Origin of the sequence: Kluyvera sp. CHPC 1.2972, from assembly GCF_036759925.1 — a bacterium.
Taxonomy (GTDB): domain Bacteria; phylum Pseudomonadota; class Gammaproteobacteria; order Enterobacterales; family Enterobacteriaceae; genus Kluyvera.
The window spans coordinates 181,991-202,291 of sequence record NZ_JAPKIB010000005.1 but is presented as its reverse complement, the minus strand read 5'-3'; the positions used below and the strand labels follow the sequence as shown (position 1 = coordinate 202,291).

The following is a 20,301-nucleotide window of genomic DNA, read 5'->3' as shown; positions in this document are numbered from 1 at the left end:
GGATAAAACAAGGCCGGAATTTGCCAGAAAGAGATTCGGCAAAACCCGGCCTGAAGATTACTTTTTGTGGGGACGAATAGCAGGAGCGGCTTTATCCAGCACGCCGTTGACAAACTTGTGGCTGTCTTCAGCGCCAAAGGTTTTTGCCAGTTCGATAGCTTCGTTGATAGCCACTTTGTATGGCACATCATCACGCTTCGACAGCTCGAACAGCGCGATGCGCAGTACGGCTTTCTCTACCTGGCCCAGCTCTTCGAGCATACGGGACAGGTATGGCTTCATCAATCCGTCGAGGTACGCGCTGTTAGTCGCCACCCCGGACAGCAGCTCACGGAAGTACACGACGTCGACATCTTTAACGTCTTGTTCCGCCAGGAACTGGTATTCAACATCGGAGATGTCGTTCTGGGACAACTGCCAGGAGTAGAGTGCCTGGACGGCACACTCACGGGCGCGGCGACGAGCAGCAGGTTTCACGGATTTCCCCTTACAAAAATCAGGCCTTGATGGCTTTCAATACATTAATCATTTCAAGCGCGGTCAGTGCAGCTTCTGCACCTTTGTTACCGGCTTTTGTGCCAGCGCGTTCGATGGCTTGTTCAATACTTTCGGTGGTCAGAACACCAAAGGCTACCGGGATTTCGCTGTCCTGAGCGACGTGCGCCAGGCCATTGCTTGCCCCGCCAGCAACATATTCGAAGTGCGCAGTACCGCCACGGATAACTGTACCCAGCGCGATCACCGCATCGTATTTACCGGTTTTTGCCAGTGCGCCAGCCGCCAGAGGCAGTTCATAAGCACCTGGAACCCAAACAACGGTGATGTTTTCATCTTTAACCTGACCAATGCGCTTCAGGGCGTCGATAGCACCTTCCAGCAGGCTGTCATTGATAAAGTTGTTGAAACGCGCGATGGTGATGGCGACGCGAGCGTCCGGGGTAGCAACGTTAGCTTCAATAATGTTCATACTCTTCCTTTGGGTTCATTTGCCCCGCAGGGGGGCGGATTTTATCATAATATTCTGGGCGCTGCTTCCTCTAATTCGGAAAGCCTCACGCAGTGGTTAAATGCAGGCACACATCCGGGCCCACCTGGCGTATCTCGTTGAATTTGAAATGGGGGGCGTCGGCCAGTTTCTCAAGTCCTGGCAGCACACATAATCCCCGCGCATCGCTTCCTAATAGTTTAGGCGCGATATAGACGATAAGCTCGTCAACCAGCCCCGCCTGAATCAGCGCGCCAGCAAGCGTTGGCCCCGCCTCCACCCAAATGCTGTTAATCTGCTGTTTGCCCAGTTGCATCATCAGCAGCACCAGATCGAGATGACCGTTGTGCTCCGGTATTTTCAGCGTCTGTACGCCTTCCGGCCACACGCGGGTATCCTCCTCGGTGCGCGCAAACAGCGTTTCACCCGGCTGCTGCACAATGCGGTGCTCCGGCGTGACGCGGTTGCCGCTATCGATAACGATGCGCAGCGGCTGACGCAGATTTGCCTGCGGGTAGAGCGCCTGCGTTTCGGCATTGAGCTCGTCCCAGCGCACGGTCAGCGCCGGGTCATCCGCCAGCACCGTCGCGCTGCTGGTTAGTATCGCGTGGCTTTCCGCGCGCAGGCGCTGCACGTCGCGTCGTGCCTGCGGCGAGGTAATCCATTGGCTTTCACCGCTGGCCATTGCCGTGCGGCCGTCGAGCGATGCGCCAAGCTTCAGTTGGATGTAAGGGAAACCGGTGCGCATCCGCTTAAGGAAGCCTTTGTTCAACGCTTCGGCTTCGCTCATCATCAGACCGTGGCTGACTTCAATACCCGCCTGCTGCAGGCGGTACAGCCCACGCCCTGCGACCTGCGGGTTTGGGTCCTGCATGGCGGCGACAACGCGGGAAACGCCCGCGGCAATCAGCGCGTCACAGCACGGCGGCGTCCGGCCATGGTGACTGCACGGTTCGAGCGTCACATAGGCGGTAGCGCCTTTCGCTTTATCACCCGCCATGCGCAGCGCATGCACTTCCGCATGGGGTTCACCGGCGCGATAGTGGAAACCTTCGCCAACAATTTCGCCCTGATTGACAATCACGCAGCCCACACGCGGGTTGGGATGCGTGGTAAAGCGACCGCGTTGCGCCAGCTTTAGCGCGCGCGCCATGTACATTTCATCGTGCATAGCTTAGTCCTGTAAGCGGGCGATCTCTTCGCCAAATTCTTTAATATCTTCGAAGCTGCGGTAAACCGACGCAAAGCGGATATAGGCCACTTTATCGAGCTTTTTCAGCTGTTCCATGACCAGGTTACCCAGCAACTTGCTCGGCACTTCGCGTTCACCGGTCGCGCGCAGGTGCGATTTGATATGGTTAATCGCCATTTCCACATCATCGGAGCTGACCGGACGTTTTTCCAGCGCACGCAGCATGCCGCTACGCAGCTTATCTTCATTAAACGGTTCACGCACGTCGTTGCTTTTCACCACGCGCGGCATCACCAGTTCTGCCACTTCAAAGGTGGTAAAGCGCTCGTTGCACACCAGGCATTGCCGACGGCGGCGGACGGAAGAACCTTCTCCCACGAGACGGGAGTCAATGACTTTAGTATCTACGGCGAAACAGAATGGGCAGTGCATACGACGTCCTGACGATGAGGTGATGGGAATCTATTTTACCCTGAACTGCGGATACAACAAAGGCGCAGCGCTTTTTGAGACAAAGGATCGATGCCAGATGCCGTATTGCGCGCTACCATTGCGTTATCCCGAAGAGAAGGAAACAGACAGCATGACAAGACGTTACCTAAGAATCGCCCTGCTGGGAAGCCTCGTCAGCCTGAGCGCCTGCGCGCAGCAGTCTGAAGTCAAGCAGATGCATCAGAGCATCAGCGCGCTCAGCACCGAGATGACGCAGCTGAATAAAGAGACGGTGAAAATCACCCAGCAAAATGCGCTGAATGCGAAATCAACGCGCGGTGTCTATCTGCTTCCCGGCGCTAACACCCCTGCCCGTCTGAACAGCCAGGTGGGAACCCTACGCATGTCGCTACGCAATATCGCCGCGAATGCTCAGGGCACGGCGGTGACGCTGCGCATTCAGGGGGAATCAAACGAGGCGCTCCCGGCCTTCACCGGCACCGTAGAGTGGGGCCAGATTCAGGGCACAACCGAGCAGTATCAAGAGGTTAACGTGCAGAACCAGCTCTTCTCCGCGCCAGCAAGCGTGCTGGCACCGAGCGATGTCGATATTCCGCTGCAGCTTAACGGCGTGACTCCCGATCAGCTCGGCTTTGTCCGTATTCACGACGTACAGCCTGCCAACACGCAGTAACCGTACTACAAGGGGGAGTTGTAACAATACTCCCCACTCAATCCAACCTCTTTGTCCCCTGCCTGAAACACATTTCTCGTATGTAAACATTTGCAATAATTCACCCCATCAGTACAATCGCGGCGTCTAAACTACGCAAACGTGAACGCAATCGATTACGCGTTTGAAAAATGTGTGAACTATGACTGATTTTCGTGAGCAAGGATTCATATAATAGGCTCGCAGAAACACGAAACATTTAGAAAAACTTCGGTGATAAAAATCACTCTCTTTCGATTTTTTTTATTAGTGGCAGAAATATGAAAAAAACATTATTAGCAGCCGGTGCTGCACTGGCGCTCTCCGCATCTTTCACTGCTAACGCAGCAGGCGATTCTCAACCTCAGTATGTCTCCGACTGGTGGCATCAGAGCGTGAACGTAGTGGGTAGCTACCACACCCGCTTCTCGCCAAAGCTGAACAACGATGTGTACCTGGAATATGAAGCGTTTGCCAAGAAAGACTGGCTCGACTTCTACGGCTACATCGATATTCCTAAGACCTTTGACTGGGGTAACGGCAACGATAAAGGCGTATGGTCCGACGGTTCTCCGATGTTTATGGAGATCGAACCACGCTTCTCTATCGACAAGCTGACCGGTGCTGACCTGAGCTTTGGTCCGTTCAAAGAGTGGTACTTCGCGAACAACTATATCTACGATATGGGTGACAACAAAGGCAGCCGCCAGAGCACCTGGTATATGGGCCTGGGTACCGATATCGATACCGGCCTGCCAATGGGTCTGTCCCTGAACGTGTATGCCAAATACCAGTGGCAGAACTACGGTGCCGCGAACGAAAATGAGTGGGATGGCTACCGCTTCAAAGTGAAATACTTCGTACCAATCAGTGACCTGTGGGGCGGCAAGCTGAGCTACATCGGCTTCACCAACTTCGACTGGGGTTCCGATCTCGGCGACGAACCAAACCGTACCAGTAACTCCATCGCGTCCAGCCACGTCCTGGCGCTGAACTACGATCACTGGCACTACTCCGTGGTTGCCCGTTACTTCCATAACGGCGGCCAGTGGCAAGGCGGTTCGAAAATGAACTGGGGCGAAGGCGATTTCAACGGTCAATCGACCGGTTGGGGTGGTTACTTTGTTGTAGGCTACAACTTCTAAGTTCGACACCGCAAAAAAGGCCAGAGGTTTCCCTCTGGCCTTTTTCGGGCGCATGCTGCCACGCGAGCGGCAGGTTCGCCCACCTCACCTTATCTCTGACTATGCCACCAGCCTAAAAACAGACCTGTCGCAATACCGACCAGCGTAGGTGCTGCCAGATCGTGCCAGACAATAATGCAAACTTCCGTGAGCGTCATACAGCCGCCTTGGTTGCAATGGCAACGGTTCGCGGCTATCCTCAACTTGTCTAGAGATAGGATTGCCCCCGTTATGTTGCCGGTGAATACCGAACAATGTGCGGGGGTTTTCTCTTTCCAGCGACAAGGCCACCGGGGATCAAGCCCCCGCAACACTGCGCCTCACCGGGAGACCCGGCTTGCCGCTGATTCTACTCTGCTCATCGGCATCGACATGGCCTAAAAATAAAAAAATCCCGACCTTGCGATCGGGATTCCAGTAACCATGTACGCATTACAGCACGTCGGCTATTTCTTTTTGTTCAGCATCGCTTTCAGGTCTGCAAACGGATTGTAGGTCGCCTCGCCCACATCTTTCTGCGCATCTTCCCCGGCCACTACCGTGGACCCGTACTGATCCGCCTCGGTGTACTTCGAGTGTTCGTGATCGTGACAGAACAGGCAAAGAAGCTCCCAGTTGCTACCATCTTCCGGGTTATTGGTGTGGTCGTGGTCCATATGGTGAACCGTCAGCTCACGCAGATTGGAGTAGACGAACTCGCGCGAACAGCGCCCGCAGACCCACGGAAACAGTTTCAGCGCTTTTTCTCGGTAGCCGCTTTCCAGCCGCACATAGTTTTTTGGGATGATGGCCATAATGACTCGATATGTCGTGTTCAATGTAAGGGAATACGCACAGTCTAAATGGGCAATAAAAAAGCCGCAACACCCTACGGCGTTGCGGCTTTTATTCGTGCCCTAAGTGCGACAGATTACGGCAGAATTGACGGCTGATCCGCCCCTTCTTTCTCCACTTTCTGCTGCAGCATATGTTCACGCTTCATACCCAGCTTCAGCGCCAGCGCCGAGGCTACGTAGATAGACGATGCGGTACCGATGGAGACACCGATAAGCATAGTCAGCGAGAAGCCTTCCAGTACCGGACCACCGAAGAGGTACAGCATCAGAATAACCACTAACGTGGTACCGGACGTAATCAACGTACGGTGCAGCGTCTGGGTCAGCGACACGTTAAAGATTTCGTACGGCGTACCGCGACGAATCTTGCGGAAGTTTTCACGAATACGGTCAGATACCACGATACTGTCGTTCAGCGAGTAACCGATGACCGACATCAACGATGCCACGATGGTCAGGTCAATCTCGATATGGAACAACGACAGAATCCCGAGCGTAATGATAACGTCGTGCGCCAGCGCGATAACCACACCTGCCGCCAGTCGCCACTCAAAGCGGAAACCGACGTACACCAGGATAGAGATCAGCGCCACCATCAGCGCCATGGCACCGGTTTGCGCCAGATCGGCCCCCACGCTTGGCCCAACGAATTCGATACGCTTCACGGCAGCATTCTGACTGGTGGATTCGTTAATCACACTCAGCACTTTGCTACCCAGTACCTGGCCACCATCTGCACCTTTAGTTGGTGGCATACGTACCATGATGTCATGGCTGCTGCCGAAGTTCTGCAGAAGCGGATCAACGAAGCCCGCTTTCTCCAGCGCATCGCGCATCAAGTCCATGTCCGCCGGTTTTTCCAGCGTAATTTCAATCACCGTACCACCGGTGAAATCGAGACCCCAGTTAAACCCGCGAACGCCCATCACCACGATGGCCGCGATCAGCAGGAAACCGGAAATACCGAAAGCCCAGTAGTCCCAGCGCATAAAGTCATAGACTTTACGGCCGTGGTTTAATTGTTCAACACTATATTCCTGTGCCACATCGCACTCCTCAGATTGACAGCTTTTTGACGCGTTTGCCGCCATACAACAGGTTTACGATGGCACGCGTACCGACAATCGCGGTAAACATCGACGTTGCCACACCGATACCGGTAGTAATCGCGAACCCTTTAATTGCCCCGGTGCCAACTGCATACAGGATCAGGACTTTAATCAGCGTCGTAATGTTCGCATCGAAGATGGAACTGAACGCGCCGGCATAGCCCTCGTTGATTGCCTGTTGTACCGAACGTCCGTTACTCAGTTCTTCTTTGATACGTTCGTTGATCAGTACGTTAGCATCGACCGCAACCGCCAGGGTTAACACAATCCCCGCGATACCCGGCATACTCAACGTCGCGCCCGGCAGCAGTGACATGATACCGACGATCAGTACCAGGTTAGCCAGCAGTGCGCTTGTCGCGATCAGACCAAACTTCTTATAGAAGAAGAGCATGAACAGGATAGAGACCACCAGACCGGCCAGACACGCTTCCAGACCTTGCTTGATGTTCTGCATACCCAGGGTTGGGCCGATAGTACGTTCTTCAACAATCTGAATTGGCGCAATCAGCGCACCAGCACGCAGCAGCAGAGAGAGCTGACGCGCTTCGTTCGGGTTGCTGATACCGGTAATACGGAAGCTGTTGCCCAGGCGAGACTGGATATTGGCGATGTTAATCACCTCTTCCTGTTTCACCAGAATGGCGCGACCGTTAGCATCTTTCTTACCGCTGTCTTTGTACTCCACGAACAGGGTCGCCATCGGCTTACCGATGTTATCCTTGGTGAAGTTAGACATGATGTTACCACCCGCGCTATCGAGCGAGATGTTAACCTGCGGCTGGTTGTACTCATCCTGGCTTGAAGTGGAGTCGGTGATATGGTCACCGGTCAGAATCACGCGCTTGTACAGCACAACCGGCTGACCTTCACGGGTATCTTTCACTTCAGAATCGCCCGGCACGCGGCCAGATGCAGCAGCAGCCTGGTCAACGTTGGTGTTTACCAGACGGAATTCCAGGGTTGCAGTCGCACCCAGAATCTCTTTCGCACGCGCGGTGTCCTGAATACCTGGCAGTTCAACCACGATGCGGTCAGCACCCTGACGCTGAACCACTGGCTCAGCAACGCCCAGCTGGTTAACACGGTTACGCAGAATGTTGATGTTCTGCTGAACCGCATATTCGCGGGCTTCGCTCAGGCGAGCATCGGTCATCACCGCACGCAGCGCAGTGCTAACCTGGCTGGAAATCACCAGATCCTGATGGCGTTTGCTCAGATAAGAGACCGCTTCATCACGCGCATTGCTATCACGGAAAGCAATGCTCAGACCGTAGTTGTCTTCTTTGCGAACGGTAGTATAAGGAATGCCTTTTTCACGCAGGTCACTGCGCAGGCTATCGATATTTTGTTCCTGGAGTTTGCCCAGCGCAGTGTCCATATCCACTTCCATCAGGAAGTGCACACCACCACGCAGGTCAAGACCGAGCTTCATTGGCTCTGCGTTAATCGCAGCGAGCCAGCGCGGTGTTGCCGGAGCAAGGTTAAGCGCCACGACGTATTTGTCACCCAGCACGTTTACCAGCGCTTCACGCGCACGCAGCTGGATGTCGGTGGTGTCGAAGCGCGCAAGAATAGCGCCCTCTTCCAGTGCCACAGACTTAGCGGTAATTTTTTCTTCTTGTAACGTTTTCTGGACCTGGATCAGCGTTTGCTCACTGGCGGCGACGCCGCGCACGCCAGTGATTTGAACGGCCGGATCCTCACCATACAGGTTGGGAAGCGCATACAGCAGACCGACGACAATAACGACGATCAGCATGACATACTTCCACAAAGGATAACGGTTTAACACGGCAGTTCCCTTTGGGAAAACGAAATATTACAGCGCCTTCATGGTGCCTTTCGGCAGAACGGCAGCTACGAAGTCACGTTTGATAACCACTTCAGTGGTGTCGTTCAGTGCGATAGCAATGTAGCCAGTTTCCGCTACTTTGGTCACACGACCCACCAGGCCACCGTTAGTCAGCACTTCATCGCCTTTCGCGATGGAGCTCATCAGGTTTTTATGCTCTTTGGTACGTTTTTGCTGTGGACGCAGGATCATGAAATAGAAGATCAGGCCGAAAACCACCAGCATCAGAATCAGAGACATCGGGCTGCCCTGCGACGGAGCCCCGGTTGCTGCTACCGCATCAGAAATAAAAAAGCTCATTCAAATTCCCTCATTATTAAAATTAATCAACGTTCAAAGGTGGAACGGTACGCCCCTGGCGTTGGTAGAAATCGGTCACGAAGCTCTCTAATTTACCCTCTTCAATAGCCTTGCGTAAACCAGCCATTAAGCGCTGATAGTAGCGAAGATTATGAATGGTATTGAGGCGCGCGCCCAATATTTCGTTGCAACGGTCAAGATGATGCAAGTATGCACGCGAATAATTGCGACAGGTGTAGCAATCACACTCGGCATCAAGCGTGCTGGTATCGCTCTTATGTTTGGCATTACGGATTTTCACCACACCGTCGGTCACAAACAGATGACCGTTACGGGCGTTACGCGTTGGCATAACGCAGTCAAACATATCGATACCGCGACGAACGCCTTCAACCAGGTCCTCTGGTTTGCCGACGCCCATCAGGTAACGCGGTTTGTCAGCAGGGATCTGCGGGCAAACGTGCTCCAGGATACGGTGCATGTCTTCCTTCGGCTCACCTACCGCCAGGCCGCCGACAGCGTAGCCATCAAAGCCAATCTCCACCAGACCTTTGACGGAGATATCACGTAAATCTTCGTAAACGCTGCCCTGAATGATGCCAAACAACGCATTTTTGTTGCCAAGGCCATCGAAACGGTCGCGGCTACGTTTAGCCCAGCGCAGAGACATTTCCATCGAGCGCTTGGCGTAGTCCCAATCCGCCGGGTACGGCGTACATTCATCGAAAATCATCACGATATCGGAACCGAGATCGTACTGAATTTCCATCGATTTTTCTGGATCGAGGAAGATCGGGTCGCCGTTGATAGGGTTGCGGAAGTGCACACCCTGCTCGGTGATTTTGCGGATATCGCCCAGGCTGAAGACCTGGAAACCGCCGGAATCGGTCAGGATTGGCCCTTTCCACTGCATGAAATCATGCAGGTCGCCGTGCAGCTTCATGATTTCCTGACCCGGGCGCAGCCACAGGTGGAAGGTGTTGCCAAGAATGATTTGTGCGCCGGTCGCTTCTACTTCTTCCGGCGTCATGCCCTTAACGGTGCCGTAGGTACCCACCGGCATAAAGGCTGGCGTTTCGACAACGCCGCGATCAAAAACCAGGCGGCCGCGGCGGGCGCGACCGTCTGTGGTGTCCAGTTCAAATTTCATCTTTACTCCTGCGTCAGAAAAACAGTCCGACGTTAAATTCTCATGCCGGGAACTTATTCCCCGACACGCTCAAAAATAGCCTGCGGATTGTACGTGATAAACATGGCATCGCCGTAACTAAAAAAGCGATATTTTTGTTCTACAGCAGCCTTATAGGCGTTCATGGTGTGCTGATAACCCGCAAAAGCGGAAACCAGCATGATAAGCGTCGATTCCGGCAGGTGGAAGTTGGTCACCAGTGCATCAATCACCTGGTATTGGTAGCCCGGGAAAATAAAGATTTGCGTGTCGCCGAAGAATGGCGCAATCAGTTCATCTTTTGCCGCCTGCGCCGCGCTTTCCAGCGAGCGAACAGAGGTGGTGCCCACCGCAATCACACGGTTGCCGCGCGCTTTCGCCGCCAGCACCGCATCAACCACTTCTTGCGGTACTTCTGCATATTCGGAGTGCATGATGTGGTCTTCAATGCTGTCGACGCGCACCGGCTGGAAGGTGCCCGCCCCCACGTGCAGGGTAACAAACGCCATCTCGATGCCCTTTTCGCGAAGCTTCGCCAGCAGCGGTTCGTCGAAGTGCAAGCCCGCGGTTGGTGCCGCAACGGCACCCGGTTTTTCGCTATACACGGTCTGATACAGTTCGCGGTCAGCGTCTTCGTCCGGGCGATCGATGTATGGTGGCAGCGGCATGTGGCCGATAGCATTCAGAATATCCAGCACGCTGCGATCGTCGTCGAACTCAACTTCAAACAGCGCATCATGGCGGGCAACCATCGTCGCTTTAATGCTGTCATCATCACCCAGCAGCAGCTCAGCACCCGGCTTCGGCGCTTTAGAGGCGCGAATATGTGCCAGAATACGTTTATCATCCAGCATACGCTCGACCAGCACTTCAATCTTGCCGCCGCTGGCCTTACGACCAAACAGGCGCGCCGGGATCACGCGGGTATTGTTAAAAACCAGCAGATCGCCAGGGTTGAGCTTATCGAGCAAATCGGTGAAAGTACCGTGCGTCAGCGCGCCCGTCGGCCCATCCAGCGAAAGCAAGCGACAGCTGCTACGTTCGGCTTGTGGATAGTGGGCAATCAGGGATTCGGGTAGTTCAAAGGAGAAATCGGCAACGCGCATGACTGTGACTCTGGGCTTAATAATGAGGCGGGTAGTCTAGTGCCGGGGAGACATCCCTGCAACCCTTACCCCTCTGGATAAACGTTTAACAATGAATTTTCTCGCTCACCTGCATCTCGCGCACCTGGCCAATAGCTCGCTATCGGGAAACCTGCTGGCAGATTTTGTTCGCGGTAACCCGCAGCAGGATTACCCGGCCGACATCGTTGATGGCATCTATATGCATCGCCGCATTGACGTGATGACCGACAATTTGCCGCAGGTTAAAGAAGCGCGCGAATGGTTCCGCCCCGAAACGCGCCGCGTTGCGCCGATTACGCTCGACGTCATGTGGGACCACTTCCTTTCGCGCCACTGGGCACAAATCTCGCCGGAGATAGCCCTGCCTGAGTTCACCCACTATGCACGCAGCGAAGTCGCCACGATCCTTCCGGATGTTCCGGCACGCTTTCTGACGCTGAACGAACACCTGTGGTCTGAACGCTGGCTGGAGCGCTATGGCGAGATGGACTTTATCCAGAGGGTGCTGAACGGGATGGCCAGCCGTCGTCCGAAGCTCGATGCGCTGCGCGATTCATGGCATGACCTCGACGCGCACTATGATGCGCTGGAAACGCGTTTCTGGCAGTTCTATCCACAGATGATGGCGCAGGCGAAAAACAAAGCGCTGTAGGGCTTGCATCGGGCCACGGAACGGCTATGCTTATTCCTTTGGTAAGATAATAATTGATAGGTGAATCCTATCTTATTAATCGTCATAGTCTTTTTGTGTTCCCCGCTTACCCTCCCTATACTGGCCCGCGTTGCGTTCCATTAACCTTATAAATTCAAAGGAGAACCCCATGGTTCTGGTTACTCGTCAAGCGCCTGACTTCACCGCAGCAGCGGTACTGGGCAACGGTGAAATCGTTGAGAAATTCAATTTCAAACAGCACACCCAGGGTAAAGCCACCGTTCTGTTCTTCTGGCCGATGGACTTCACCTTCGTCTGCCCGTCCGAGCTGATTGCCTTCGACAAACGTTACGAAGAGTTCCAGAAGCGCGGCGTTGAAGTGGTTGGCGTCTCTTTTGACTCCGAATTCGTTCACAACGCATGGCGTAACACCCCTGTCGACAAAGGCGGCATCGGTGCAGTGAAATACGCTATGGTTGCCGACGTTAAACGCGAAATTCAGAAAGCTTACGGTATCGAACACCCAGACGAAGGCGTTGCACTGCGCGGCTCCTTCCTGATCGACGCTAACGGCGTGGTTCGTCACCAGGTGGTTAACGACCTGCCGCTGGGCCGTAACATCGACGAAATGCTGCGTATGGTTGATGCGCTGCAGTTCCACGAGCAGCACGGCGAAGTGTGTCCGGCGCAGTGGGAAAAAGGGAAAGAAGGCATGAACGCGTCTCCGGACGGCGTTGCTAAGTACCTGAGCGAAAACGTATCCAGCCTGTAATCGGCTGACGTTTCGTCAAAAAAGGCTCGCATTGCGAGCCTTTTTGTTTTGCAGGAGTCGGTGATACACCCCGTTATGAAGACTGCTGCACATACACCGCCCGCTTCGGTGCAAAGAAAATCATGATAATCACGCTCGCCAGCAGCACCGCCGCAATGCTGTAAAGCCCCGCATTACTGCTCCCGGTCATATCCCGCGTCACGCCCATTATCCACGGTGCAAAGAAGCCGGACGACGTGGAGATCATACTGATCATCGCAATCCCCGCCGGCGCTTTCACCGGATCAAGATAGGTCGATGGGAAGGTCCAGGAGATCCCCGATGCCCCGCTAAAGCCAAACCCGGCCACCCCCAGCAGCACCAGCTTCAGATACATCGGCACCTCCAGATAACCCACCGCAATCAGGCTCACGGCAGCAAGCGTCGCACCAAAGACAAAGTGCCAGCGGCGTTCACGACGGATATCGGAGCTGCGGCAAATCGTGAGTTCCCCCAGAATCGCCATGGCGAACGGGATCGCCCCCAGCAGCGCGATAACCGCAATATTGCCAACCCCCATCTCTTTAATCATCGTCGGTAGCCAGAAGTTAAACGCATACGCGCCGCAGTTGGTGGCAAAAATAAAGGCGATCAGCAGGAACACTTTCGGGTCAGCCAGCGCCCCCAGCATCGCTTTGTTACCGTGCGTGCCATAACCCGCCGTGATGCCCTGCTTTTCCCGGTCTTTCTGCATCATCTGCTGGTGCAGCGCCTTTTCCTGCGGGCTTAACCATGTCGCCTCTTCCGGCTTGTCGGCGAGATTAAAATAGATAACCCCCGCGATGATAAAGACCGGCAGCGCGTCCAGCAGGAACATCCACTGCCAGCCCTCCAGCCCGTGCCAACCGTGCATATATTGCAAAACAACCCCGGAAACCGGGCCGCCAATCATTGGTGCGGTCAGCGTGGCAACCAGGAAGATGGCGGTGATGCGCCCGCGAATATGGCTCGGGAACCAGTAGGTAAAGTAGAGGATCACCCCCGGTACAAATCCAGCTTCAAAAATACCCAGCAAGATCCGCAGCGCATAAAGCTGGTTGATAGTCTGCACAAACATCGTGCAGGCGGAAAGCGCGCCCCACAGCAGCATGATGCGGGTCAGCGTTTTACGTGCGCCGATTTTATCCATCAGCATATTGCTGGGAATTTCGCATAGCGCATAGCCGATAAAAAAGATCCCCGCCGCAATCGCATACTGCGTATCGGTAAAGCCAATAGCGCTCTGCATCTGCAGCTTGGCATAGCCAATATTGACGCGGTCAAGAAAAGAGAAAAAGTAGGCGATAAACAGTACCGGCATGATTTTCCACACCACCTTCTTTAATAACCGCTGTTCTTCTGCACTGCCGGTCAGGCTGTTTAATATTGGTTTATCGGCATAAACGTGACTCATCTGGCATCCCCATTGGCACGTAAAAACGGTGGCCAGCGCGGTATTGCGCTCGCCTTGCTCTATTCTGATATATACAAATCTATTGATTATTATCTAATCATTAAGATGTTAATGACATTAGAAGAGGCAGGCGCAAAGATCCAGACGGATCGCACCAATAAAGATCACAAATTTGAAATATATTGATAACAACAAGGCGAGAATCACAAGAAAAGGCGGTCAGTGAACCTGACCACCTGAGAGCGGGTTAGAACGAGAAGCAGGAGCAGCCGAGTGCGCCCCAGAAGGCGCGATCGTCAGATACCGGAATACCAGACTGACGCGCAATGTCGTGCTGATGCCCGTGTACGCCGCAGCTGCCGCAGCACTGGTGCATCTGAACCACCGCGCCGATATGCTCAGAACCCGGAGGCGCGGAGCGATAGTGACCCGGCACTTTCACCACTGGCGACCAATCCGGCACCACCGGAATCGACGGCGGGGCGATCGGCGTGAAGTGCCCGGCGGCGTAGACCACGCGGCCATCGACAATCGTCATCACCGACTCAATGCCTTTGATCTCTTCTTCCGGCACGTTGAAATAGTCCTTCGACAACGCCACCAAATCCGCCAACTGCCCAGCGGCAATACGTCCCTTTTTCCCCTGCTCGCTGGAGAACCAAGCGCTGCCTGCCGTCCACAGTTCCAGCGCCACATCGCGCGGCAGACGGTTTTCATCGTCATACATCGCCATACCGCCGACGGTACGCCCGGAAACCAGCCAGTACAGTGCCGTCCACGGGTTATAGCTCGCCACACGGGTCGCGTCCGTACCCAAACCAACAGGAACGCCCACCTCCAGCATTTTCGCCACCGGCGGCGTGTGTTTCACCGCATCTTTGCCGTAGCGATCGACAAAGTATTCCCCCTGGAAGGCCATACGGTGCTGCACCGCAATCCCGCCACCCAGCGCCTTCACGCGCTCAATGTTACGCTCGGTGATGGTCTCTGCGTGGTCAAAGAACCAGTGCAGACCATTGAACGGAATATCACGGTTAACCTTCTCGAACACGTCCAGCATGCGGCTGATCGATTCATCGTAAGTGGCGTGCAGACGGAACGGCCAGCGATGTTCGACCAGGTGACGAACCACACGCTCAAGCTCATCTTCCATACCCGGCGGCAGATCCGGACGCGGCTGCAAGAAATCTTCAAAGTCGGCCGCCGAGAAGACCAGCATCTCGCCCGCGCCGTTGGCACGGTAGAAGTCGGTGCCCTGCCCCGGTTTCAGCATATCCGTCCAGCGTTCGAAATCCTCGACCTCCTGCTTCGGACGCTGGGTAAACAGGTTATAGGCGATGCGGATAGTCATCTGCTTATTGGCGTGCAGCTGCTCAATAATTTCGTAATCTTCCGGGTAGTTCTGGAAGCCGCCGCCCGCATCAATGGCGCTGGTCAGCCCCAGTCGGTTGAGCTCGCGCATAAACTGACGGGTGGAGTTGACCTGCATCTCCAGCGGCAGCTTCGGCCCCTTCGCCAGCGTCGCGTAGAGGATCATGGCGTTAGGTTTGGCAATCAGCATCCCGGTCGGGTTGCCGTTGTTATCGCGGACAATTTCGCCGCCCGCAGGAGCTGGCGTATCTTTGGTGTAGCCCACCGCCTTCAGCGCGGCGCGGTTGAGCAGCGCACGATCGTAGAGGTGCAGCACAAATACCGGCGTATCTGGCGCGGCATCGTTAAGCTCTTGCAGCGTTGGCATCCGGCGTTCGGCAAACTGGAACTCGCTCCAGCCGCCCACCACGCGCACCCACTGCGGCGACGGCGTACGGTCGGCCTGCTCTTTGAGCATGCGTAGCGCATCCGCCAGCGACGGTACGCCTTCCCAGCGCAGCTCCAGGTTGTAGTTCAGCCCGCCGCGAATCAGGTGCAGGTGCGAGTCGTTAAGGCCGGGGATCACCGTGTGACCATGCAGGTCGACAATCTGCGTGCCTTCACCCGCCCAGGACATCATCTGCGCGTCGCTGCCGACGGCCAGAATTTTGCCGTCGGCAATGGCCACCGCATCCACGAGCGGCTGTTGCGGGTCAAGCGTGTGAATCTGCCCCTGGGTTAAAATCAGGGTAGCGGTTTGTGACATAGCGTTCTCCTCGCGTCGGTTCAGGCTTTTTTCAGCCAACCGGCAAACAGGCGGGTCACGATGGGCATCCAGAACCAGACCACCAGCGCGACCACACAGGCATCATTGATAAAATGCAGCGACAGGGTTCCCTTTAACGACGGCAGCAGCGCGCCGGTAATCGCGGGCACCAGATTGGTACTGGGGAAAATCACCAGCAGCGTTATCAGAAACTGTTTCCAGCGCTTGGGCTGGCGGACGTTGGCGGCGGGCGGGGTAAACCAGAAGGCGGCTTCGGTGCGCACTTCAGTATGGTCGCCCTCACCCAGCACCGGGGCAATCTCCTCAACCAGCTTGCGCCGCACGTCAGACTGGGTCCAGGCATAAAGGTGTTCGATGGTGTCGAAGCGGATGATGATATTCCAGGCCGTTTGCCCATCGACGGGGCGAATAACGTTGGCCCCCAGATGGCCCGGATAGTTAGCGGCGATAGGCATAATCTCGCCCAGCCAGGCTTCATACTGCACAACGTGTTCGGGGCGAATAGCGTGAGTAATGACCAGCGTGACATGCTTTTGCGTCATGACGATAGGTTCCTTGCGCTTGCAAACCGGCGGGGTCATCGCCCCACCGGATCTCTGGCCTTAAGCTTTGCGCTCAGGCGCGCCATGCACCATGGTGTAGGCGTAATCCACGCCCATCCCATAGGCGCCGCTGTGCTCACGCACCAGATCCATCACCGCGTCATAGGTCTCTTTACGCGACCAGTCACGCTGGTACTCCAGCAGCACCTGCTGCCAGGTCACCGGCACCGCACCGGCCTGTACCATGCGGTCGATAGAACGTTCATGGGCATCCACGGAGGTGCCGCCAGAAGTATCGGTCACCACGTAAACCTCATAGCCCGCTTCCAGCGCCATCAGCGCCGGGAAAGTCAGGCAGACTTCAGTCCACAGCGCGGAGATAATCAGTTTTTTACGTCCGGTCGCTTCCACCGCTTTCACAAAAGCAGCATCTTCCCAGGAGTTCATTGAGGTACGTTCGATAGGCTTAACGTCAGGATGAACGGCGAGTAATTCTGGCCAGATATAACCGCTAAAACTTTTCGTTTCGACGGAGGTATAAATGACCGGAACATTAAATATTTTCCCAGCTTTCGCTAACGCTACGGTATTATTTTTTAATGTCTGGCGATCAATATTCGCCACACCGAATGACATTTGTGGCTGATGGTCAATAAAAATAAGCGCAGAGTTTTTAGGGTCAATCAGTTCCCGGATAGACATAACACACCTTCTTAATCAATAAGTTAAAAGGTAACGGTCTTAAACTGCCGTCAGCAGCAGGATCCTGAATCAGAAAGCTTGTTGAGTATAGCGGGAAATTTCTAACGAGTTATTAAAGAAAACTTACCATCTTGTGACGGTAATAAATCAGCATCAAAAAAATGCGACGCTTTTATCTAATTTATTCACTGGCATTGTTTTTCACTATTCGTTACAACGTAGTGGTTTAATTTTCAGGATATTTTCCCATTATGCGAATCAATCTGGACGTACTGCTTATTCTTGATGCTCTTGAGAAACACGGGACCTTTGCCGCCGCTGCTGATTCGCTGTTTAAAACGCCCGCAGCGCTTAGCTATATGATTCAAAAGCTGGAAAGCGACCTGAACATTACGCTGCTCGACCGCTCCGGGCATCGGGCAAAATTCACCGATACCGGACGCATGATGCTGGAAAAGGGCCGCCTACTGCTCAATGCGGCGAAAGATCTGGAAAAACAGGCGATACAGCTAACCTCTGGCTGGGAAAAAGAGCTAGCGATTGCGCTGGACGACTCGTTTCCCTTTGCCGCGCTATTGCCGGCGATCGACGCATTTTATGCGCTGAATAAACAGACGCGCCTCAACTTTACCCACCACACGCTGGCGGGTTCCTGGGAAGAACTGACCCATAACGGCGCAGATATTATCCTCGGCGCAATTAACGAACCGCCCACCTCGGCCGCCTGGTCATATCGTATGCTCGGCACGCTGGATAACGTGTTTGTGGTCGCCCCGAACCATCCGCTGGCGACCGCCTCAGAGGGCTTAACCAACGAGCAGCTCTGTTTACATCGCGCGGTGGTGATAAGCGATAGCGCGCGAGTATGCCACCCCTTGCAGACCAACCTGATGGATGAACAGCCGCAGATTCGCGTCGACGATTTTCACAGTAAGGTGACGCTGCTTCGTGCCGGTATGGGCTGCGGATTCCTCCCCCGCCATATTGCCAGCCCGTGGCTGGCAGCAGGAGAACTGGTGGAGAAAACGGTAGACTCGTTTCGCCAGAAAGATGTCGCCTATATCGCCTGGCGCAACGGCAGCGACGGGCTCGCTCAGCGCTGGTGGCGTGAAACCCTGCTCGCCAGCGCTGAGATTCGCCGTCTCTATCAGTGACCGGTCCACACCGACGCGGAGACAGCCGGTAGCGTCAGGCCCATGCCCTCAAGCTGCGCATCGCCCTCCCGGCGATGCCAGCGGGCTACGTGCAGCAGCGGAGAGTCCGCTAACGTAATGTCGCAGGCTTCCCCCCGATTAATCGCGACCAGCACGCGCTCAGCGCCAAGTACGCGCAGGAACACCACCACATCTCCCGCCGCATAGAGCACCTGGCAGGCGCCAAGGCGCAGCGCAGGCGTCGCTTTACGCAGCGCCGACAGACGCTGGTAGAGCGCTAGCAGGTTTTTATCCTGTTTATTTTCATCCCACGGGAATGGCTTACGACAGAACGGATCGTTATCGCCGTCCAGTCCGACTTCATCACCGTAGTAAATACAAGGCACGCCGGGCCAGCTAAACAGCCAGACCACCGCCAGCGGTAGACGCGCCACATCACGGCCGAGCAGCGATTTAAAGCGTGCCGTATCGTGGCTATCAAGCTGGTTAAACATGCGCAGCTGCTGCTGATGCGACAGCCCGGCACGGTAATCTTCCATCCACGCAATGCAGGTCTGCGCATCAATTTTCTGCGGGTCGTAGGAGATATCGGTATTGGCGAGAAAACCCCACAGCGGGAAGGTAAAGCCGCGATAGTTCATCGCCGCATCTTCTGCATCCTGCTGTAGCCACTGACGCGCATCACCAAAGTGCTCACCGAGGACGTAGGCATCCGGCCGCACGGCTTTCGCCGCTTGGGTTATCGCCGCCACGTGCTTCAGGTTGTTCTTCGCGCCGCCCGCTTCACCCAACATATGCACCACGTCCAGCCGCCAACCATCCATATTCCACGGCGCTTTCAGCCAGTGACGAACGATACTGTCTTCACCGCCGTAGATTTCGTCAATCAGCGCCTGAGACTGGTAATCGAGCTTAGGCAAGCTGGCGTAGCCCAGCCAGTCGAGCGCCTTGCCCTCTGGCGAGAAGCTATAATGATCGCGCCACGGTGAGTCCGGGTGATGGCAGGCCCCGTTCGCCGTGCGGTTGTGACGGTCAAACCAGGCGTGAGTGTCGCCGCTGTGGTTAAACACCCCGTCAAGGACAAGGCGCATCCCCTCGCGCTGGGTGTGATGGCGCAGGCGCAGCAGCGCATCGTTGCCGCCGAACTGCGGGTCCACTTCACGATAATCTTCGGTATCGTATTTATGCACGCTGGGCGCGGTAAACACCGGGTTCAGGTACAGCGCGGTCACCCCAAGCGCTTTCAGGTAGGGCAGCTTTTCACTGATGCCGTCGAGGTCGCCGCCGTAAAAGGTCGAGCCACCCGCTTCAGCGGTAAGCGGTTCATCCCAGTCGCGCAGAATGATGTCGTGACCGGCCGCGTGATGATGGTAGACGTTGTCTTGCTGGTCGCTACGCGACGGGCTGCGGGCAAAACGGTCCGGGAAAATCTGATAGAAAACCTGTTCAGTCACCCACTGCGGGCCTGCATCCGGGCTATCAAAGGCGAAAAGCGCCAGCTTGGCTGGCGGAAAGGCGCTAAAGCCTGTTGGCGAAAACCACTGCTGGCGGTCATCCCACAGCAGTTTAAAGGCGTAACGACGGCGCGGTTGACCTTCATGCAGACCAATTTCTGCGCGCCATTGCACGATATCGTGGCTCGGCGCTTTGCCGCTGCGGCGCATCGGTACCGCCATCTCTTCGTTATCGACTTCCGAGCGCATCGTCACTCGCTGCGGCAGGTCATCGCCGCGAAGCCACAGCGTGATAATGAGTTTGTCCTGCTGCTGTTTAATAAAGGGAGCAACAGGAAGGTGCCAGGCGTTCAACATCATCTATCCCCTATCCTCAAAGTGAGCCCACCTTGCCATACGACTATTGCACCCTACTCATCTTTTGTACTTTTTTGTAGGGAGGAGGACGGGGGCGGAGAATAGAGGGGGAAAAATAGGGTAGCCCGACCGAGCGAAGCGACGCCGGGAAAGACCCGGAGTCGGTGTATACGCACCTCGTCCGGGCTACGTGATAGGG

At 55.2% G+C, this 20,301-nt stretch carries 22 protein-coding genes; 6 read left to right on the top strand and 16 right to left on the bottom strand.

Annotated features, from left to right (window positions below; translation table 11 throughout):
- Positions 1-57: 57 nt before the first annotated feature.
- The 4 genes from nusB to nrdR all read right to left on the bottom strand — a co-directional run bounded on the left by nusB (position 58) and on the right by nrdR (position 2,609).
- Complete coding sequence (gene nusB / locus V6944_RS11125) at positions 58-477, bottom strand: transcription antitermination factor NusB (protein WP_185667171.1); 420 nt, start codon at positions 475-477, stop codon at positions 58-60.
- Between the two features lie 19 nt (positions 478-496).
- Complete coding sequence (ribH, locus tag V6944_RS11120; RefSeq protein ID WP_001021161.1) at positions 497-967, bottom strand: 6,7-dimethyl-8-ribityllumazine synthase; 471 nt, start codon at positions 965-967, stop codon at positions 497-499.
- Between the two features lie 85 nt (positions 968-1,052).
- Entirely contained in the window at positions 1,053-2,156 is a 1,104-nt protein-coding gene (ribD, locus tag V6944_RS11115; RefSeq protein ID WP_333498992.1) for a bifunctional diaminohydroxyphosphoribosylaminopyrimidine deaminase/5-amino-6-(5-phosphoribosylamino)uracil reductase RibD, read from the bottom strand.
- A gap of 3 nt (positions 2,157-2,159) precedes the next feature.
- On the bottom strand, positions 2,160-2,609 hold the full coding sequence (gene nrdR, locus V6944_RS11110) for a transcriptional regulator NrdR (RefSeq protein ID WP_052283888.1): 450 nt from the start codon (positions 2,607-2,609) through the stop codon (positions 2,160-2,162).
- 151 nt (positions 2,610-2,760) lie between these two features.
- On the opposite strand from nrdR, the gene V6944_RS11105 reads away from it, so the two are divergent.
- Positions 2,761-3,303 carry a DUF3251 domain-containing protein gene (locus tag V6944_RS11105; protein WP_333498991.1) on the top strand — a complete coding sequence of 181 codons (543 nt, stop codon included), beginning with the start codon at positions 2,761-2,763 and terminating at the stop codon, positions 3,301-3,303.
- 299 nt (positions 3,304-3,602) lie between these two features.
- Positions 3,603-4,466 (top strand): nucleoside-specific channel-forming protein Tsx, encoded by an 864-nt coding sequence (locus V6944_RS11100; RefSeq protein ID WP_333498990.1) that lies wholly within the window; start codon positions 3,603-3,605, stop codon positions 4,464-4,466.
- Positions 4,467-4,555: 89 nt separating this feature from the next.
- Here the strand turns inward: V6944_RS11100 and V6944_RS11095 are convergent, their stop codons facing one another.
- The 7 genes from V6944_RS11095 to queA form a co-directional block, all read right to left on the bottom strand.
- The gene (locus tag V6944_RS11095; RefSeq protein WP_035895150.1) at positions 4,556-4,663 is read right to left on the bottom strand and encodes a type I toxin-antitoxin system toxin Ldr family protein; all 108 of its coding nucleotides are present in this window, start codon (positions 4,661-4,663) and stop codon (positions 4,556-4,558) included.
- Between the two features lie 288 nt (positions 4,664-4,951).
- Positions 4,952-5,299 (bottom strand): HNH nuclease YajD, encoded by a 348-nt coding sequence (yajD, locus tag V6944_RS11090; protein ID WP_035895149.1) that lies wholly within the window; start codon positions 5,297-5,299, stop codon positions 4,952-4,954.
- 116 nt (positions 5,300-5,415) lie between these two features.
- A complete protein-coding gene (gene secF / locus V6944_RS11085; RefSeq protein ID WP_333498989.1) occupies positions 5,416-6,387 on the bottom strand; it encodes a protein translocase subunit SecF in 972 nt (323 codons plus the stop codon).
- A 10-nt stretch (positions 6,388-6,397) separates the two neighbouring features.
- Positions 6,398-8,245: a protein translocase subunit SecD gene (gene secD, locus V6944_RS11080; RefSeq protein ID WP_333498988.1), complete on the bottom strand. Its 1,848-nt coding sequence runs from the start codon at positions 8,243-8,245 to the stop codon at positions 6,398-6,400.
- A gap of 27 nt (positions 8,246-8,272) precedes the next feature.
- Positions 8,273-8,605 carry a preprotein translocase subunit YajC gene (gene yajC, locus V6944_RS11075; RefSeq protein ID WP_123649994.1) on the bottom strand — a complete coding sequence of 111 codons (333 nt, stop codon included), beginning with the start codon at positions 8,603-8,605 and terminating at the stop codon, positions 8,273-8,275.
- Positions 8,606-8,627: 22 nt separating this feature from the next.
- The gene (tgt, locus tag V6944_RS11070) at positions 8,628-9,755 is read right to left on the bottom strand and encodes a tRNA guanosine(34) transglycosylase Tgt (protein ID WP_123649993.1); all 1,128 of its coding nucleotides are present in this window, start codon (positions 9,753-9,755) and stop codon (positions 8,628-8,630) included.
- A gap of 53 nt (positions 9,756-9,808) precedes the next feature.
- Positions 9,809-10,879 (bottom strand): tRNA preQ1(34) S-adenosylmethionine ribosyltransferase-isomerase QueA, encoded by a 1,071-nt coding sequence (gene queA / locus V6944_RS11065; RefSeq protein WP_333498987.1) that lies wholly within the window; start codon positions 10,877-10,879, stop codon positions 9,809-9,811.
- Positions 10,880-10,970: 91 nt separating this feature from the next.
- Between queA and acpH the strand changes: the two genes are divergently transcribed.
- Together acpH and V6944_RS11055 are read left to right on the top strand one after the other, a co-directional pair.
- A complete protein-coding gene (gene acpH / locus V6944_RS11060; RefSeq protein WP_333498986.1) occupies positions 10,971-11,552 on the top strand; it encodes an ACP phosphodiesterase in 582 nt (193 codons plus the stop codon).
- A 169-nt stretch (positions 11,553-11,721) separates the two neighbouring features.
- Positions 11,722-12,324, top strand: coding sequence for a peroxiredoxin (locus V6944_RS11055; protein WP_064547849.1), 603 nt, complete (start codon positions 11,722-11,724; stop codon positions 12,322-12,324).
- A gap of 73 nt (positions 12,325-12,397) precedes the next feature.
- Here V6944_RS11055 and V6944_RS11050 read toward each other — a convergent pair whose 3' ends face one another.
- Positions 12,398-13,756: an MFS transporter gene (locus tag V6944_RS11050; protein ID WP_333498985.1), complete on the bottom strand. Its 1,359-nt coding sequence runs from the start codon at positions 13,754-13,756 to the stop codon at positions 12,398-12,400.
- A gap of 12 nt (positions 13,757-13,768) precedes the next feature.
- On the opposite strand from V6944_RS11050, the gene V6944_RS11045 reads away from it, so the two are divergent.
- Positions 13,769-13,942: a hypothetical protein gene (locus V6944_RS11045; RefSeq protein WP_333498984.1), complete on the top strand. Its 174-nt coding sequence runs from the start codon at positions 13,769-13,771 to the stop codon at positions 13,940-13,942.
- 61 nt (positions 13,943-14,003) lie between these two features.
- On the opposite strand, the gene V6944_RS11040 is transcribed toward V6944_RS11045, so the two are convergent.
- Genes V6944_RS11040 through V6944_RS11030 form a run of 3 tightly spaced genes read right to left on the bottom strand, consistent with a single transcriptional unit; the run spans position 14,004 to position 17,137 of the window.
- Positions 14,004-15,872: an amidohydrolase gene (locus V6944_RS11040; protein WP_333498983.1), complete on the bottom strand. Its 1,869-nt coding sequence runs from the start codon at positions 15,870-15,872 to the stop codon at positions 14,004-14,006.
- A 20-nt stretch (positions 15,873-15,892) separates the two neighbouring features.
- Positions 15,893-16,435 carry an antibiotic biosynthesis monooxygenase gene (locus V6944_RS11035; RefSeq protein WP_442910736.1) on the bottom strand — a complete coding sequence of 181 codons (543 nt, stop codon included), beginning with the start codon at positions 16,433-16,435 and terminating at the stop codon, positions 15,893-15,895.
- Positions 16,436-16,495: 60 nt separating this feature from the next.
- A complete protein-coding gene (locus V6944_RS11030) occupies positions 16,496-17,137 on the bottom strand; it encodes a hydrolase (protein ID WP_185667181.1) in 642 nt (213 codons plus the stop codon).
- A gap of 251 nt (positions 17,138-17,388) precedes the next feature.
- Here V6944_RS11030 and V6944_RS11025 point away from each other — a divergent pair, with 251 nt between their 5' ends.
- The gene (locus V6944_RS11025) at positions 17,389-18,291 is read left to right on the top strand and encodes a LysR family transcriptional regulator (protein WP_333498981.1); all 903 of its coding nucleotides are present in this window, start codon (positions 17,389-17,391) and stop codon (positions 18,289-18,291) included.
- Here the strand turns inward: V6944_RS11025 and malZ are convergent.
- Entirely contained in the window at positions 18,285-20,105 is a 1,821-nt protein-coding gene (malZ, locus tag V6944_RS11020) for a maltodextrin glucosidase (RefSeq protein ID WP_333498980.1), read from the bottom strand. The two genes, V6944_RS11025 and malZ, sit on opposite strands and share 7 nt — an antisense overlap.
- Between the last annotated feature and the right edge of the window lie 196 nt (positions 20,106-20,301).